Origin of the sequence: Cognatundibacterium squillarum (genome assembly GCF_014652435.1) — a bacterium.
Classification (GTDB): domain Bacteria; phylum Pseudomonadota; class Gammaproteobacteria; order Burkholderiales; family Burkholderiaceae_D; genus Undibacterium; species Undibacterium squillarum.
Genome location: NZ_BMYU01000003.1, coordinates 309543 through 325674 on the forward strand (window position 1 = coordinate 309543; position 16132 = coordinate 325674).

The following is a 16132-nucleotide window of genomic DNA, read 5'->3' on the forward strand; positions in this document are numbered from 1 at the left end:
CGTCCGCAGAAACACTGGCGCTCAGGGCAGGTGCTCTGACGAGAACAGCACAGTGGGTGGCTGACTGATGAGGCGGTGACCACCATCAGCAAACATGGGCTGTGATCGTGTCTGTCAGTGAAACCCTGGGATGTAACTGCCATTGGCTGCAGCTTGCAAGCCTGGGTGTGCGAGCCTGATTAATTTGAAAATTTTTTTTCTTTATTTTGCGGTTGACGGAAAATCAACGTATCATTTTTGCGAAAATTCGGGAACTTTCTGCGGTTTTCTTTCGTCTGTAGCAGGAAATCAGCGTAAAGTACCTGACATGGCATACGGGCAACAGGTTTCTGCCCTGGCCTTTGCATTCTGCTCCGGAGACAAGATTGAACAAATTTCTGACTATTCCCGTGTTGCTGGCCGGTATGACCGGTGCGGCAGTCAGCCACGCCGATGAGGGCCAGTGGCAACCGCATCAGTTGCTGCAACTGAAAGCTGAACTGAAAAAGACCGGTATCAGCATTCCGGCAGAAAAACTGGCGGATCTGCGTAAGCATCCGATGTCGGCGATTGTGTCGCTGGGCGGCTGTTCCGCTTCGTTTGTCTCGCCGCAGGGTCTGGTCGTCACCAACCATCACTGCGCTTACGGCGCGGTGCAGCGCAACTCCAGCGCGACGCAAAACTATATTGCGGACGGTTTTCTGGCGAAAACCATGGCAGATGAGCTGCCTGCCGGCGCGGATTCGCGCATGTATATCACCGATAAGCTGGAAAACGTGACCGACCGTATCAATGCCGGTATCACCAAGGGCATGAGCGGCAAGCAGCGTCATCAGCATATCGAGAAAAAAATCAAAGAACTGATCGCGGAATGTGAACAGGACAAGGCTTACCGTTGTTCGGTGCCGAGCTTCCACCGTGGTCTGGAGTATTACCGTATCCGCCAGATGATGATCCGCGATGTGCGTCTGGTGTACGCGCCGTCGGACAAAATCGGCAATTACGGCGGCGAAACGGATAACTTCGAGTTCCCGCGTCATACCGGCGACTTTGCTTTCCTGCGCGCTTACGTTGGCAAGGATGGCAAACCGGCCGATCCGTCTGCCGACAATGTGCCTTACCAGTCGAAAGATTTTCTGGTGGTGTCGGCGCAGGGTCTGAAAAACGGTGATCCGATTCTGCTGGCCGGTTATCCTGGCCGCACCAGCCGCTATAAGCTGCCGGAGGAAATCCGTTTTGCACGCGATATCAGCTATCCGGCACTGGTAGCAGAAGCGAATGCGGATATTGCCACTATCCGCAGTGCGAGCGAAAGCAATCCGGAATGGCAGGTACGTTACGCCAGCGTGGTCAAAGGCATACAAAACCGCCTGAAGAAAACCCAGGGCTTGCTGGATGGCTTCATGCGCAAGGATATTGCAGCGATCAAAGATACGCAGGATGCCGAGTTCCGCAGCTGGATTGCGCAAAACAAGCGTGATGATGCGTTTATCAAAGAGCTGGAAAATGTGATCGCTGCCGATATGCGTTTGTCGGAACGTGAATTCGGCTGGTCAGTTGCGACCAACAGCGATTTGCTGCGTACTGCGCGCACGCTGTACCGCCTCGCACTGGAAAATGAAAAGCCGGATGCAGAGCGCAAAGCCGGTTATCAGCAGCGTGACCGCAGCACGATTGCCGGCCGTATGAGCCGTCTGCAGCAATCCTTCGCACCGGAAATCGATCTGGCCCGCTTCAGTGCCGGTCTGAACCGTTATGCGGCACTCGGCGCTGCCAGCCATCCTGCCGGTCTGGATAATCTGCTGCCGAAAGTCAGTGAACTGCCGGTGATGTACACGCAAACCGGTTTGCTGCGTGCCGATGAACGTCTGGCATGGATGACACGTCCGGTCGCGGAATTCCGCAACAGCGATGATCCGTTTATCCGTCTGGCAGTACGTCTGCACGAAACCGGTATGGCGCTGGAAAATGAGCGCGAAGAAAACGATGGCAATCAGTCGCGCATCATTCCGCAATACATGCAGGCAGTGATCGACTGGAAAAAGTCGCTGGGTAAGCCAGTGTATCCGGATGCGAATTCGACGCTGCGCGTGACTTACGGCACAGTCGCGCCGTACAGCCCGCGTGACGGCGTGATCAAAGGTCCGTTCACGACGGTGGAAGGCATTGTTGAGAAACATACCGGCAAAGCGCCGTTCAACGCACCGCAGGCATTGCTGCAGGCGGTACGCGAAAAACGTTACGGCGAATTCCGTGATCCGGTGCTGGGCACCGTGCCTGTCGATTTCTTATCGAGTGCAGATACCACCGGTGGTAATTCCGGTTCTGCTGTCATGAACAAAAATGGTGAGCTGATCGGTCTGAACTTTGATTCGACTTACGAGTCTATTACCAAAGACTGGTATTTCGATCCGGCAATTACCCGCGCGATTCACGTCGACATCCGCTATATGCTGTGGGTGATGAAAGAAGTGGATCATGCAGATAATCTGCTGAAAGAAATGACGATCCGTTTCCCTAAGCGGTGAGTTTGTCGTTCCTGAGTACTTAGTCTGTTACTGCTATTTCAGCGGAGCCCTTGTGGCTCCGTTTTTTTATGCCGGGAAATCCGGTGTATTCCGCGCTTCCGGATTATGAAAACTGCATAGCAGAGCCTGCCTGTATGCATTATCGTCATCGTCTTTGCCTGTTTCCGGTGGAGACGCTGCATGCACCCCCGCTTTTTTCATTTCCGCACGCTGCATGATCAGCTGGTCCTGCTGTTTGTCCTGCTTTGCGCCGCCGTCTGCACGATATTTCTGACGGCATGGGAATTCAGTTTTCCGTTTGTGATGAGTCTGGATCAGCACGGTAACCCGAATGCTTTTTTCGGATTGCTTTATCTGTATTTACTGATTGCCGCACTGCTGAGGCCATTGCTGTGGCAAATGGGTGGCCACAGCCAGCCCGGCCTGCTGTTCTCTTTGCTGATTTCTGCAATCCTCAGCTATTTATGCGGCTGGACCGGCATCTGCGTGACGGTGATTGTGCTGAGCCGCTATCTGATCGGACGCCGCTGACCGTCAGATATCCACAGGATCGACTTCCACCGACCACTTCACACGGCTGCGCAAAGTACGCAGCGCCGGCAACCATTCGCGCAGAAACGCCTGCAACGCCGGACGCGCCGCCGATTCGATCAGTAACTGCGCACGCTCACGGTTCGCCAGCCGGGTCAGCGTCATCGGTACCGGATCATGCACTATCACTTGCGGATGGCTGAGCAATTCCGAAGCCTCTTTTAAAAAGGCAACTGCCTGCGCCAGCTCAGCAGCTTCAGCACGTAATAAAGCCTGATACACATACGGCGGGAAGCCGGCTTGCTGACGTTCCAGTAAGATGTCTCTGGCAAAACCCGGATAATCATGGCGCATCAGTGCGTGGTAGAGCGGATGGTCAGGATAGCGGGTTTGCACCAGCACTTCCGCCGGTGTCAGATTCCCGCCGGCACGCCCTGCCCGTCCGGCCACCTGCATCAGCTGCGCAAACAGACGTTCACTGGCGCGGTAATCCTGCGAAAACAGCGCTGCGTCCGGATTCAGTGCAGTCACCATGGTCAGACGTTTAAAGTCATGGCCTTTTGCCACCATCTGGGTACCGACCAGAATATCCACCTCACCGTCATGCACCTTGTCAAACGCAGCTTCGGCGCTGCCCTTCAGTCGGGTCGAATCCGCATCAATACGGAATACGCGGGCATCCGGAAACAAGGTCGCCAGCACTTCTTCCAGCCGCTGTGTACCGCGTCCCAGCGGCTGTAAGTCGATATTGCCGCAATCCGGACAGGTGTGCGGAATGCGTTGCTCCAGCCCGCAATGGTGACAGCGCAAACGGTGATCGCGCTTATGCAGCACCAGATTCGCACTGCAGCGCGGACAGGGGCTGACCCAGCCACAGGCTTCGCAGCTGAGCACCGGCGCATAGCCGCGCCGGTTCAGGAACAGCAGCGATTGTTCACCAGCTTCCAGTCGCTTGGTGATCGCCGCAATTACACGCGGACTCAGGCCATCACTCGGGCGCTCGCGCTCCAGGTTCACAATCCGGATCAGCGGCAGCGTCGCATCTTCGACCGCTCGCTTCGTCAGCGTACGCAGTTGATAGCGCCCCTGCTGCGCGGCATACCAGCTTTCCAGCGAAGGTGTGGCAGATCCCAGCAAAACCGGAATCGCACGCTGGCGTGCACGCCAGATCGCCAGATCACGAGCGCTGTAGCGCAAGCCTTCCTGCTGTTTGTACGACACGTCATGCTCTTCATCGATGATGATCAGACGCAGCTTCGGTAGCGAAGCCAGCACCGCCAGCCGCGTTCCCAGCAGAATCCGTGCATGTCCCAGATGCGCGTTCAGCCAGTGCAGGGTACGTTCACCTTCCGACAAACCGCTGTGCAGCGTAGCCACCGGCATCCCCGGAAAACGGGCGCGTAAATGGTTTTCCAGTTGCGGCGTCAGATTAATTTCCGGCACCAGTATCAGAATCTGTGCATCCGGTTCCTGTGCCAGCAAGCGGGCTGCACTCTGTAAATACACTTCGGTTTTACCGCTGCCGGTCACACCGAACAGTAAATGGGTGGCAAAACCATTGCCCTGACACACCGCGTCGACGACCGCCGTCTGCTCTTCATTCAGCACTGGCGCACTGCTGACCTGCCAGACCGGTTGTGCCGGCTGCTTACTGATTTTTTTGAGTGCTTTGTCCAGCGCGACTGTTTTCAGGGCTTTCAGATTTTTCGGCAGGGCCGGCAACATCACTTCACCTGCGGGGCGATGATAGTAAGCGGCGGCGAAACCAGCCAGTGCCAGCCATTCCGGGTTCAATGCCGGTAATTGCGGACGGGTGGCCAGTACATCACGGATTTTTTCCGGTGGCACATCGGTTTCCTGCAAAACTTCCAGCACCATCGCGGCGACTTGCTGACGTCCGAACGGCACTAACACCAGCTGGCCGGGTTGCGGCAGTACCTGCTGTTCCGGTGGCAGTACGCCGGGGTCAAAGCGGTAATCAAACAAACTGGCCAGCGGCGTATCAAGCGCCACGCGCAGATAAATTGCAGAATTCATGCTGGATTTCAGGACAGTTTTTCACTGTCAGATCAGGGATTGCAGAGGATTGTAAGGAAAAGCCGTACATCTGTGGATAACTTTGTGAAAAAAGAGCGCTTGACAGTGGCAAAAGTCAAGCGGGACGCGGCTTTTGTGCGATTTCCGCGTAACTTCGCTTATTTTTTTCTTCTTTAAAATCAAATACTTATAATTTTTACGCAGAAGCAACGTCGTTTTTCTGCCGAATATTCACAGCGCACGGATTTTGTGCATAAGTCACTTATGCACAGTATTGTGACGCACTGCAAAAACCCAGTACTCATGCGGCTTTCCAGCCATTTTCCGTGTAAAAACCGCAATCCTGCTGGGTGTTGCCATGCAACATACCGTATCGGTGTGCTGTCATGCCGGATTTACAAAAAAACAGCCCGCTGTCCGGACGGAACAACGGGCTGCAGATGCTGAATTCTGGTGCAGCTGCACCACGCCGCACAAGGAATCAGGCAGCTGTCTGACGCTGACGACGGCTGTATTCGTGTACGGTTTCCACCAGCACGCTGACCGCTTCCGGCGGGGTATGCTGGGAAATTCCATGTCCGAGATTAAAGACATGACCATGACCTGCAGACGGCGTGCCATAGGCGTCCAGCGTCGCAATCACCTGTTCACGAATCTGCGCAGGTTCTGCAAACAGGACCGCCGGGTCAATATTGCCCTGCAGAGCGACTTTATCACCGGCGCGACGACGTGCATCACCCAGATTCACTGTCCAGTCCAGTCCAATCGCATCCGCGCCACTGTCGGCAATTTGCTCCAGCCACAGGCCACCGCCTTTGGTGAACACGATCGCCGGAATACGCTGACCATCTTTCTCACGCTGCAGACCGCTGACGATACGGCGCATGTAGTCCAGTGAGAATGTCTGGTATGCCCCGTCTGCCAGCGCACCACCCCAGCTGTCAAAAATCATCACGGCCTGGGCACCGGCGTCAATCTGTGCATTCAGATAGGTGGTAACGGCCTGTGCATTCAGCTCCAGAATACGGTGCATCAGATCCGGACGGCTGTACATCATTTTCTTCACTGTATGGAACTCGCGGGAGCCTTCGCCTTCGACCATGTAGCAGGCAAGCGTCCACGGACTGCCGGAGAAGCCAATCAGTGGTACGCGACCATTCAGTGCACGGCGAATCGATGTGACCGCGTCATACACATATTGCAGGCTGCCCTCTTCCGGTACACGCAGGTTCTGCACATCGGTTTCGGTCGCCAGACGACGTTCAAATTTCGGCCCCTCTCCGTCCGCAAAGTACAGACCCAGTCCCATTGCGTCCGGCACTGTCAGGATATCGGAGAACAGAATCGCCGCGTCCAGCGGATAACGGTCTATCGGTTGCAGCGTCACTTCGGTGGCGAAATCCGGATTTTTCGCGAGTCCCATGAACGAACCGGCGACTTTACGAGTGGCACGGTACTCCGGCAGATAACGGCCGGCCTGACGCATCAGCCACAGTGGTGTGTAGTCGGTTTCCTGACGCAGCAGAGCACGCAGAAAAGTGTCGTTTTGAAGCGGAGCAAATTGTGAAGACATGGTATTCCGTCTGGGTTTTCTGGGAAAAATGGCCGGCAAATCCAGTGCTGGCGCGGATCAGCGTACATTATCGCTGATGATGGGGCTATCCACATCTGATCTGACGCAATTTGCCGGAAAAACACTGTCCACAAACCGGCAAATTTCTGTGGATAACTTTGTGGAGATTTTTTTTTGAAAACAGTGTTTTTTACGAACTGTTAACCACTGTTAACAGAAATTTTACGTAACACATTGTTTTTAAAAAGATTTTTTTTAAAGTTACGGTTAACAAAAATATTTCGCCTGTTTTTTAAGCACTCAAATCTGTGCATAAGTCCGCAATCCTGATGAAAAAACCACTGAGCGTTTACACAGCAGGTAAGTGATTGCTACGCGCCGGAATGCCGTTAATACAGACAAGCCTGTTCGCATCGTTCCACTTGCGGGAGAACTGGTCTGCCGTACCTGCATTGCCGTATTGACAGGCCTGACAGAATGTTGTCAGGCAGGGACGCGCAAACTCGCATATTCAGGGTGTGGTGCCGGATACTGCAGTTGCAGGTTATCCAGAATCTCTCTGACAATATGCGCTATCACCAGATTGCGTTGCGTTTTCGAATCAGCAGGTATCACGAACCAGGGCGCATGTGGCGTATTCGTCGCCCGTATAGCGTTTTCATACGCCCGCTGGTATGTATCCCAGTATTCTCGCTCCGCAAGGTCTGAGGGATCGAATTTCCAGTGTTTCTGCGGATCTTTCAATCGCTCTTCCAGCCGCTGTTTTTGCTCCGCTTTGGAGATATGCAGGAAAAACTTCAGAATCACCGTTCCGGTATCTGCCAGCATGCGCTCGAAGTCACGGATATGACCGTAGCGCTGTTCACATTCCTGCGCAGAAATCCAGTCGTGGACACGGGTGATGAGTACGTCTTCGTAATGACTGCGGTTAAAAATCACAATCTCACCGGCACCCGGCACAGCCTGATGAATGCGCCACAGATAATCGTGGTCTTTTTCCTGCTGCGTCGGTGCTTTGAATGCCACCGTCCGTGCACCCAGCGGATTAATATCACCAAATACGGCTTTGACCGTACCGTCTTTGCCTGAGGTATCCATTCCCTGCAGGATGATCAGCAGCTTTTTACTGCGGGAAGCGGTAAACACATCCTGCCATTCCGCAATCTGCTGTGCCAGCTCACGGGTCAGTTCTTTATCCAGTTGTTTTGCATCCGGCACGCCTGCTGCTGCTGCACCCAGTCTGCGCAATGCGGCGTCCTCTTCCCTCAGCGTCAGGTTGTCGGGTGCCCGGAACATCTCAGCGTATTTCATACATGGCTCCTGTTGTTGCGTATTTGCGCAGCGCGCAGACGATGCTCCACCATCAGGCAGGCATCCATCACGACCAGCATACCGGCGGCGCGCGCCGCTTCTGCAGCCGCAGCATGCACAATACCAGATTGCAGCCACAGGCAGCCTCCGCCGCAGGCAATCGCCGCGTCGGTGATCGCGGGTACAGCATCCGGCTGACGGAAAACATCGACAATATCCACAGGGCCTTCCGCAAACGCCGCTACCAGATCCGCCACGATTATTTGCCCGCGCCAGACTTGTCCTGCCAGTCCCGGATTCACCGGTATCACCTTATAACCCTGATCAGCCAGATACGCTGCAACATAATGGGAGGGCCGTTCAGGATTTGCGGAAAAACCCACCACAGCGATGGTTACGGCACGCTGCAGGCAGCACAGTACCGGATCCGGCGACGTGCGGCAGTGACGAATATGGTCGGACATGGGGTATTCCTCAATCAATATGCATTGCAGACCGTAAATCCCTGCATGCCACAGAGTCGGTTATTTTTTCAGATAACGGTGTATGGTGGCCAGCTGCGCAATCGCCGAAGCCAGCTCCGCATGAACTTTGCTGTGATCCACACTGGCATCCCGGCGCGCCAGTTCACGTTCGGCGTGATGACGAGCTTCATTCGCGCGCGCCTCATCGAGGTCACGCCCGCGGATCGCTGTATTCGCAAGAACAATCACTTTACCGGGCTGTACTTCAAGAAATCCTCCGGCGACGAATACCAGTTCTTCGCCTTGCTGCTGCGGCAAGCGTATCCTTACAGCTCCGGGACGAATACGGGTCATCAGCGGCGTATGCTGTGGATAAATGCCCAGTTCTCCGCTCTCACCGGGTAAAACAACAAATTCTGCCTCGCCGGAAAAAATCGCTTCTTCGGCGGAAACCACTTCCACCTGTAATATCTGACGCATGAAAACTCCGTTTATGAAGTATGCCGCGGAAAATGATGGGAATCATCACTGATACGATGCATGAATCATAACGTTCTTTCCTGCATTTCCGGCGAGGTCCGCGCCGGAATTTGCTGCGTGGGAGCGCAAATGCTGTATCTGTTGCGTCAGCCCAAAAGCAAAAGGCAGCCAGAGGCTGCCTTTTGACGTCTTACTCACTGAAAAATCAGCGTTTCTGACGTAATTTCTGAATTGCTGCGAGCTGCGCCACCGCTGCTGCCAGTTCCGCCTGTGCTTTCGCATAGTCGATTTTGGAGTCACGGTTCGCCAGCGCCTGCTCAGCCAGTTTCTTGGCTTCTGCTGCTTTTGCTTCGTCCAGATCATGTCCGCGAATCGCGGTATCTGCCAACACAGTTACGCCATCTGGCTGCACTTCAAGAATACCGCCGGCCACGAAAACAAATTCTTCGTCAGCACGGCCGCTGATCTTGATGCGCACTGCGCCCGGTTTGATACGGGTGATCAGTGGTGTGTGTTTCGGATAAATACCTAATTCACCGGACTCACCTGGCAACGCGACGAATTCAGCCTCTCCGGAAAAAATCGATTCTTCCGCAGAAACCACGTCAACGTGAATTGTGTGTGCCATGTTAGACCCTTTGTATACGCTTGAAAAAGCTTATGCTGCGGTCACGGGTACCGCAGCATGTCTCACTGCATTAAGCAGCCAGTTTTTTCGCTTTTTCGATTGCTTCGTCAATCGTACCTACCATGTAGAACGCTTGTTCTGGCAGGTGATCCAGTTCGCCGGAAGCGATCATACGGAAGCCGCGGATAGTTTCTTTCAGTGGAACGTATTTACCAGGTGCGCCGGTAAACACTTCAGCAACGTGGAAAGGCTGAGACAGGAAACGTTGCATTTTACGTGCACGTGCAACGATCAGTTTGTCTTCAGGAGCCAGTTCGTCCATACCCAGAATCGCGATAATGTCACGCAGTTCTTTGTAGCGCTGCAGAGTACCTTGTACGGAACGTGCAGTTTCGTAGTGCTCAGCACCAACAACTTGCGGATCCAGCTGACGGGATGTGGAATCCAGCGGATCAACCGCAGGATAAATACCCAGCGCAGCGATATCACGGGACAGAACAACGGTGGAATCCAAGTGAGCGAAAGTTGTTGCAGGAGAAGGGTCAGTCAAGTCATCCGCTGGAACATAAACAGCCTGGATCGAAGTAATCGAACCGGTTTTTGTGGATGTAATACGCTCTTGCAGACGGCCCATTTCTTCTGCCAGTGTAGGCTGATAACCTACCGCAGACGGCATACGACCCAGCAGCGCGGATACTTCAGTACCGGCCAGAGTGTAACGGTAGATGTTATCTACGAAGAACAGAACGTCACGGCCTTCGTCACGGAAAGATTCCGCAATGGTCAGACCTGTCAGCGCAACGCGCAGACGGTTACCAGGCGGTTCATTCATCTGACCGTAAACCATCGCTACTTTGGAGTTTGGCAGGTTGTCGAGATCAACAACTTTTGCGTCAGCCATTTCGTGATAGAAGTCGTTACCTTCACGGGTACGCTCACCAACACCGGCAAACACGGACAGACCACTGTGTGCTTTAGCGATGTTGTTAATCAGTTCCATCATGTTAACGGTTTTACCTACACCCGCACCACCGAACAGACCAACTTTACCACCCTTCGCGAACGGACAAACCAGGTCAATAACTTTGATACCGGTTTCCAGCAGTTCCTGGGAAGGAGACAGTTCGTCGTAAGCAGGTGCTTTACGGTGGATAGATGCAACGTGTTCCTGGCTAACAGGACCGCGTTCATCGATAGGGTTACCCAGTACGTCCATAATACGGCCCAGTGTTGCAGGACCGGTAGGAACCATAATAGGTTTGCCAGTGTTAGTAATGATCATGCCACGACGCAGACCATCGGAAGAACCCAGCGCAATCGTACGGACCAGACCGTCACCCAATTGCTGCTGAACTTCCAGAGTCAGCTCGGAGCCTTCCATTTTCAAGGCATCGTAAACCTTAGGCATCGCGTCGCGTGGGAATTCAACGTCCACCACCGCGCCGATACACTGAACGATTTTGCCAGTTGCCATGTTCGTTCCTTCAATAATTTTAGATTCAGTTTAGACCGCTGCCGCACCGGCGACGATCTCGGAGAGCTCTTTGGTAATCGCAGCCTGACGGGTCTTGTTGTAGACCAGCTTCAGTTCTTTGATCACATTACCCGCATTTTCACTTGCTGCCTTCATCGCCACCATACGGGCCGACTGTTCGGACGCCATGTTTTCAGCGACAGCCTGATAAATCAGTGCTTCAACATAACGAATCAGCAATTCATCAATCACGGTAGGTGCATCCGGCTCATAGATGTAATCCCATGAATGGGAAGACTCATCCGCCTTCAGCTTGTCAGAACTCAGCGGCAGCAATTGCTCCAGCACCGGTTCTTGTTTCATCGTGTTGATAAAACGGGTATATGTCAGGTAAACCGCGTCGAGCTTGCCTTCCTGATATGCATCCAGCAATACTTTTACCGGACCAATCAGTTTATCGAGGTGCGGTGTGTCGCCCAGTTGCACAACCTGAGAAACCACTGGTGCACCGATACGATTCAGGAAGCCGAGGCCTTTATTACCAATCGCAACCGTTTCAACTTGTAAGCCTTTGCCTTCGAGTTCACGCAGCTTCTGGGTAACCAGACGCAGGACGTTGGTGTTCAAGCCACCGCACAGACCTTTGTCTGTAGTCACCACGATCAGGCCAACTTTTTTGGCCTGATCTTGCTGAATCATGAAAGGATGCGTGTACTCTGGATTGGCTTGTGACAGGTTCGCAGCGATATTACGAATCTTCTCACTGTATGGACGTGCAGCTCGCATACGATCCTGCGCTTTACGCATTTTCGATGCTGCTACCATTTCCATCGCTTTGGTGATCTTCTTCGTATTTTCTACGCTTTTGATCTTGCCACGTATCTCTTTGCCTGCAGCCATGAGTATTGACTCCTTCTAGCTACAGTCGATTAATAGGCGCCGGATTTTTTGAAATCAGCAATTGCGGCAGCCATGGCAGCTTCGCCATCTTTGTCCAGTTGCTTGGTTTCTTCGATCTTAGCGAGCAGCGCAGCGTGGCTGGTCTTCAGGAAGTTATGCAGACCGGATTCGAACGCCAGAACGCTCGAAACAGCTACATCATCCAGATAACCTTTGTTTGCAGCAAACAGACTCGCTGCCATCAGAGAGATGGACAGTGGAGAGTATTGTGCCTGTTTGAGCAATTCAGTAACGCGTGCACCACGGTCCAGCTGCTTGCGGGTTGCTTCGTCCAGATCGGAAGCAAACTGCGCAAACGCTGCCAGTTCACGATACTGCGCCAGATCGGTACGGATACCGCCGGACAGATTTTTAATAACTTTAGTCTGTGCAGCACCACCAACACGGGAAACAGAAATACCCGCGTTAATCGCCGGACGAATACCGGAGTTAAACAGGTTAGTTTCCAGGAAGATCTGGCCGTCAGTAATCGAAATTACGTTGGTCGGAACGAACGCAGAAACGTCACCAGCCTGGGTTTCGATAATTGGCAACGCAGTCAGGGAACCGGTTTTACCTTTTACTTCACCTTTGGTGAATGCTTCAACGTAGTCAGCATTAACACGTGCAGCACGTTCCAGCAGACGGGAGTGCAGATAGAATACGTCACCCGGGTATGCTTCACGGCCTGGTGGGCGGCGCAGCAGCAGGGAAACCTGACGGTAAGCAACCGCTTGTTTGGACAGATCATCATAAATGATCAGTGCATCTTCACCACGGTCACGGAAGTATTCACCCATCGCGCAACCGGAGTATGCAGCAACGTATTGCATCGCTGCAGATTCAGATGCAGTCGCAGCAACAACAATGGTGTATTCCATCGCGCCGTGTGCTTCCAGAGCGCGTACCACGTTTTTGATCGAAGAAGCTTTCTGACCGATCGCAACGTAGATACAGGTCATATTCTGACCTTTTTGATTGATGATGGCATCAATCGCTACAGCTGTTTTACCAGTTTGACGGTCACCGATGATCAGCTCACGCTGACCACGACCAACCGGAACCATCGCGTCAATCGCTTTCAGACCTGTTTGCATAGGCTGAGAAACGGATTCACGGGCGATAACACCCGGAGCGATTTTTTCGATCGGTGCAGACAGAGCTGCATTGATCGGGCCTTTGCCGTCGATAGGCTGACCCAGTGCGTTTACAACGCGGCCGCACAGTTCAGGACCAATCGGCACTTCCAGAATACGACCGGTACATTTAACGGTATCGCCTTCGGAAATGTGCTCGTAGTCACCCAGAATAACGGCACCAACGGAGTCACGCTCCAGATTCAGCGCCAGACCAAATGTGTTACCAGGGAATTCCAGCATCTCACCTTGCATCGCGTCAGACAGACCGTGGATGCGGCAGATGCCGTCGGTGACGGAAATGACCGTACCTTGATTACGGATCTCAGCGGAATCACCAAGGCCTTGGATCCGGCTCTTGATCAGCTCGCTGATTTCAGATGGGTTGAGTTGCATACTAACTCCTAATATGTATTACGTTCTTACGCTGTCAGAGCGGCCTGCATTTTCTGCAGCTTTGCGCGAACCGACGTATCGAGCACCTGATCACCAACCACTACACGCACGCCGCCGATCAGAGAAGAATCCACTGTGACGGTTGGGTGCAGCTTGCGGCCAAATTTCTTTTCCAGTGTCGCAGCCAGCTCATTGACCTGTTCTGCTGTCATTTCGAAAGCGCTGGTTACTTCTGCATCTGCTGCACCTTCGTGTGCGTTTTTCAGAGCATGGAACTGGAAAGCGATTTCCGGCAGCAAAGTCAGGCGGTCATAGTCAGCAATAGTGTTGATGAAGTTTTTCACTTCAGCGTTTGCTGGCGTTTTGAGCGCAGACAGGAAAATCTCAGCACGCTGTGCGGCCGAGACTTTGGGGTTGTGTGCAAGAGCTTGTACATCGGGATGCGCAGCTACCTGTGCTATTTCAGAAACCAGTTCTGCCCATGCGGACAGATCACCGGCCTGAGCAACACGAAACAGCGCTTCAGCGTAAGGACGAGCGATCGTTGCGAGTTCGGCCATGATTACAGCTCGGTTTTGAGTTGAGTCAACAGATCTGCGTGAGCGGATGCATTGATTTCACGCTTCAGAATCTGCTCTGCGCCTTTCACTGCCAGTACGGCAACCTGGTCGCGCAGCTCTGCACGTGCTTTAGTAACTTGATTGTCAGCGTCTGCTTTAGCAGCAGCGATGATGCGGGCAGCTTCAGCAGCCGCTGCATTTTTCGCTTCTTCGATGATCGCCAGTGCACGCTTTTCTGCGTCGCCAACACGTTTCTGACCTTCTTGCGCTGCTGTTGCCAGCTCAGCCTGAACACGTTTTTCTGCAGCCTGCATTTCTGCACGGCCACGGTCAGCAGCTGCCAGACCGTCCGCGATTTTATTGCGGCGTTCATCAAGTGCAGCGATGATTGGCGGCCATACGAACTTCATGGTGACCAATGCCAAAACAAAGAATACTATGCACTGATAAAATAAAGTTGCATTTAAGTTCACGGTATTTCCTTATCTAAATGGATCAAGCCGGAAGCGAAAACCACTTCCGGCACAGAAAGGAAAAATCGTATTACGCGCCGAATGGTTTCGCGAAAACGAACAACATTGCAATACCAACACCGATCAGGAACGCAGCGTCGATCAGACCTGCCAGCAGGAACATCTTGGTTTGCAGAGTGTTCATCAGTTCTGGTTGGCGAGCAGAAGCTTCCAGATACTTACCACCCATCAGAGCGATACCGATACATGCACCGATCGCGCCCAGACCGATAATCAGACCGCAAGCCAAAGCAACTAAACCCAGAGTTGTCATGATATTTCCTCAAAAAAAATTAAAATGAACCAAAAAACAAAAACACAAGAATGAAATCGCGCTTGCCGCTTATTCTAACCAGATGCTTAGTGCGCATCATGAGCCTGACCAATGTATACCAGGGTCAGCATCATGAAAATAAACGCTTGTAAGAACACGATCAGAATATGGAAAATCGCCCAGGCAGAACCTGCAATCACCTGGCCGATACCGCCACCGATACCAACCATACCGCCAAGCAGTGCGATCAGCAGGAACAGCAGTTCGCCGGCAAACATGTTACCGAACAACCGCATACCCAGGGAAACCGTTTTTGCAGCGAACTCGATCAATTGCAGCAGCAAATTGAAAGGCGCCATTTTAATGCCAAACGGAGCGGACAATAATTCGTGAATAAAACCACCCAGACCTTTGATTTTGACGCTGTAGTACAGCATCAGCAGCAATACGCCGAGGGAAATACCAATCGCGCCGTTCAGATCAGCGGTTGGCACTACGCGGTGGTGCATCTCTGCAGAAATACCCAGCAGAGGGAAAATCAGACCGGAGAACAGATCAACCGGCAGGAAATCGAGGGAGTTCATCAGGGAAACCCAGACGAACACGGTCAGCGCCAGCGGAGCGATGAAACTGCGGTCGCCGTGAACAATCGATTTAGACTGCTCTTCCACCATTTCCACCAGCATCTCAACAGCCGCCTGGAAGCGGGTTGGTACACCGGAAGTTGCCTTGCGGGCTGCAAGACGCATAATAATCAGTCCGAGAATACCGCAGAAAATGGACCAGAACAGCGTGTCCATATTCACGATAGAAAAATCTACGATGTTTTCCTGATGCTTGGTCGATAAATGTCCTAAGTGATGGACAATATATTCCGACGCGGATGGTGCGTGCTCAGTTGCGCTCATGGTCGTTGTTTAAACAATAAAATGAAATAACTTTTCAGTACCAGAATGAAGGCGATCACAAATGCCGCCCAGTTCACTCCCGGATACCAGATCACCACTGCCCCCATCAGGGCCAGGGTCATTGCAATCTTTACAAATTCACCGATGAAAAATGTTACCGGTGATGCTCCGTCCACACGTTTGGTGCCGACATAAAGCCGCAACGCAAAAAACGCATTCGGAACCGCACAGCAAACGCCGCCTGCCAGAGCAGAATACGCTGCTGAAGTATCACTGACGAGTCCGGCCAGCACTGCCACGATGAGGGCTGTTGCCAGCTGCAACAGGACGATCCTGGCCATACACCTTCCTCTTATTCACTAACGAAAGTTGTTTTCGCCGCCGTGTTGCAGAATTATTTTT

17 protein-coding genes are annotated in these 16132 nt (G+C 52.9%); 3 read left to right on the forward strand and 14 right to left on the reverse strand.

Translation table 11 applies throughout. From position 1 onward, the window contains the following. The first annotated feature begins 365 nt into the window (after nt 1-365). Nucleotides 366-2507: a S46 family peptidase gene (locus IE092_RS08455; protein ID WP_373295324.1), complete on the forward strand. Its 2142-nt coding sequence runs from the start codon at nt 366-368 to the stop codon at nt 2505-2507. A 180-nt stretch (nt 2508-2687) separates the two neighbouring features. Continuing rightward, complete coding sequence (locus tag IE092_RS08460; RefSeq protein WP_189356613.1) at nt 2688-3038, forward strand: hypothetical protein; 351 nt, start codon at nt 2688-2690, stop codon at nt 3036-3038. Between the two features lie 3 nt (nt 3039-3041). Here IE092_RS08460 and IE092_RS08465 read toward each other — a convergent pair whose 3' ends face one another. Both IE092_RS08465 and hemE read right to left on the reverse strand, forming a co-directional pair. Continuing rightward, a complete protein-coding gene (locus IE092_RS08465) occupies nt 3042-5075 on the reverse strand; it encodes a primosomal protein N' (RefSeq protein ID WP_189356614.1) in 2034 nt (677 codons plus the stop codon). Nucleotides 5076-5556: 481 nt separating this feature from the next. Then, nucleotides 5557-6648 (reverse strand): uroporphyrinogen decarboxylase, encoded by a 1092-nt coding sequence (gene hemE / locus IE092_RS08470; protein ID WP_189356616.1) that lies wholly within the window; start codon nt 6646-6648, stop codon nt 5557-5559. Between hemE and IE092_RS08475 the strand changes: the two genes are divergently transcribed. Then, nucleotides 6647-6826 (forward strand): hypothetical protein, encoded by a 180-nt coding sequence (locus tag IE092_RS08475; RefSeq protein WP_189356618.1) that lies wholly within the window; start codon nt 6647-6649, stop codon nt 6824-6826. The genes hemE and IE092_RS08475 overlap by 2 nt on opposite strands. A 305-nt stretch (nt 6827-7131) precedes the next feature. Here IE092_RS08475 and IE092_RS08480 read toward each other — a convergent pair whose 3' ends face one another. The 12 genes from IE092_RS08480 to IE092_RS08535 all read right to left on the reverse strand — a co-directional run bounded on the left by IE092_RS08480 (nt 7132) and on the right by IE092_RS08535 (nt 16071). Then, nucleotides 7132-7959: a PPK2 family polyphosphate kinase gene (locus IE092_RS08480; protein WP_189356619.1), complete on the reverse strand. Its 828-nt coding sequence runs from the start codon at nt 7957-7959 to the stop codon at nt 7132-7134. Then, nucleotides 7956-8423, reverse strand: coding sequence for a CoA-binding protein (locus tag IE092_RS08485; protein ID WP_189356621.1), 468 nt, complete (start codon nt 8421-8423; stop codon nt 7956-7958). The genes IE092_RS08480 and IE092_RS08485 overlap by 4 nt, the downstream gene beginning before the upstream one ends. A gap of 60 nt (nt 8424-8483) precedes the next feature. Beyond that, entirely contained in the window at nt 8484-8903 is a 420-nt protein-coding gene (locus IE092_RS08490; protein WP_189356622.1) for a F0F1 ATP synthase subunit epsilon, read from the reverse strand. A 205-nt stretch (nt 8904-9108) separates the two neighbouring features. Beyond that, nucleotides 9109-9531, reverse strand: a complete 423-nt coding sequence (locus tag IE092_RS08495; protein WP_189356624.1) for a F0F1 ATP synthase subunit epsilon — start codon at nt 9529-9531, stop codon at nt 9109-9111. Nucleotides 9532-9601: 70 nt separating this feature from the next. Next, nucleotides 9602-11005: a F0F1 ATP synthase subunit beta gene (gene atpD / locus IE092_RS08500; protein ID WP_189356626.1), complete on the reverse strand. Its 1404-nt coding sequence runs from the start codon at nt 11003-11005 to the stop codon at nt 9602-9604. A gap of 30 nt (nt 11006-11035) precedes the next feature. Further along, nucleotides 11036-11905 (reverse strand): F0F1 ATP synthase subunit gamma, encoded by an 870-nt coding sequence (gene atpG, locus IE092_RS08505; protein WP_189356627.1) that lies wholly within the window; start codon nt 11903-11905, stop codon nt 11036-11038. Nucleotides 11906-11934: 29 nt separating this feature from the next. Then, nucleotides 11935-13476, reverse strand: a complete 1542-nt coding sequence (atpA, locus tag IE092_RS08510) for a F0F1 ATP synthase subunit alpha (RefSeq protein WP_189356629.1) — start codon at nt 13474-13476, stop codon at nt 11935-11937. Between the two features lie 26 nt (nt 13477-13502). Then, nucleotides 13503-14036, reverse strand: coding sequence for a F0F1 ATP synthase subunit delta (locus IE092_RS08515; RefSeq protein WP_189356630.1), 534 nt, complete (start codon nt 14034-14036; stop codon nt 13503-13505). Between the two features lie 2 nt (nt 14037-14038). Further along, a complete protein-coding gene (locus IE092_RS08520; protein WP_189356631.1) occupies nt 14039-14509 on the reverse strand; it encodes a F0F1 ATP synthase subunit B in 471 nt (156 codons plus the stop codon). Nucleotides 14510-14579: 70 nt separating this feature from the next. Next, a complete protein-coding gene (gene atpE / locus IE092_RS08525; RefSeq protein ID WP_212688824.1) occupies nt 14580-14825 on the reverse strand; it encodes a F0F1 ATP synthase subunit C in 246 nt (81 codons plus the stop codon). Nucleotides 14826-14908: 83 nt separating this feature from the next. Beyond that, nucleotides 14909-15730 (reverse strand): F0F1 ATP synthase subunit A, encoded by an 822-nt coding sequence (gene atpB / locus IE092_RS08530; protein WP_189356636.1) that lies wholly within the window; start codon nt 15728-15730, stop codon nt 14909-14911. Beyond that, nucleotides 15727-16071 carry an ATP synthase subunit I gene (locus IE092_RS08535; protein WP_189356637.1) on the reverse strand — a complete coding sequence of 115 codons (345 nt, stop codon included), beginning with the start codon at nt 16069-16071 and terminating at the stop codon, nt 15727-15729. Before IE092_RS08535 ends, atpB begins: the two co-directional genes overlap by 4 nt. Nucleotides 16072-16132: the final 61 nt, after the last annotated feature.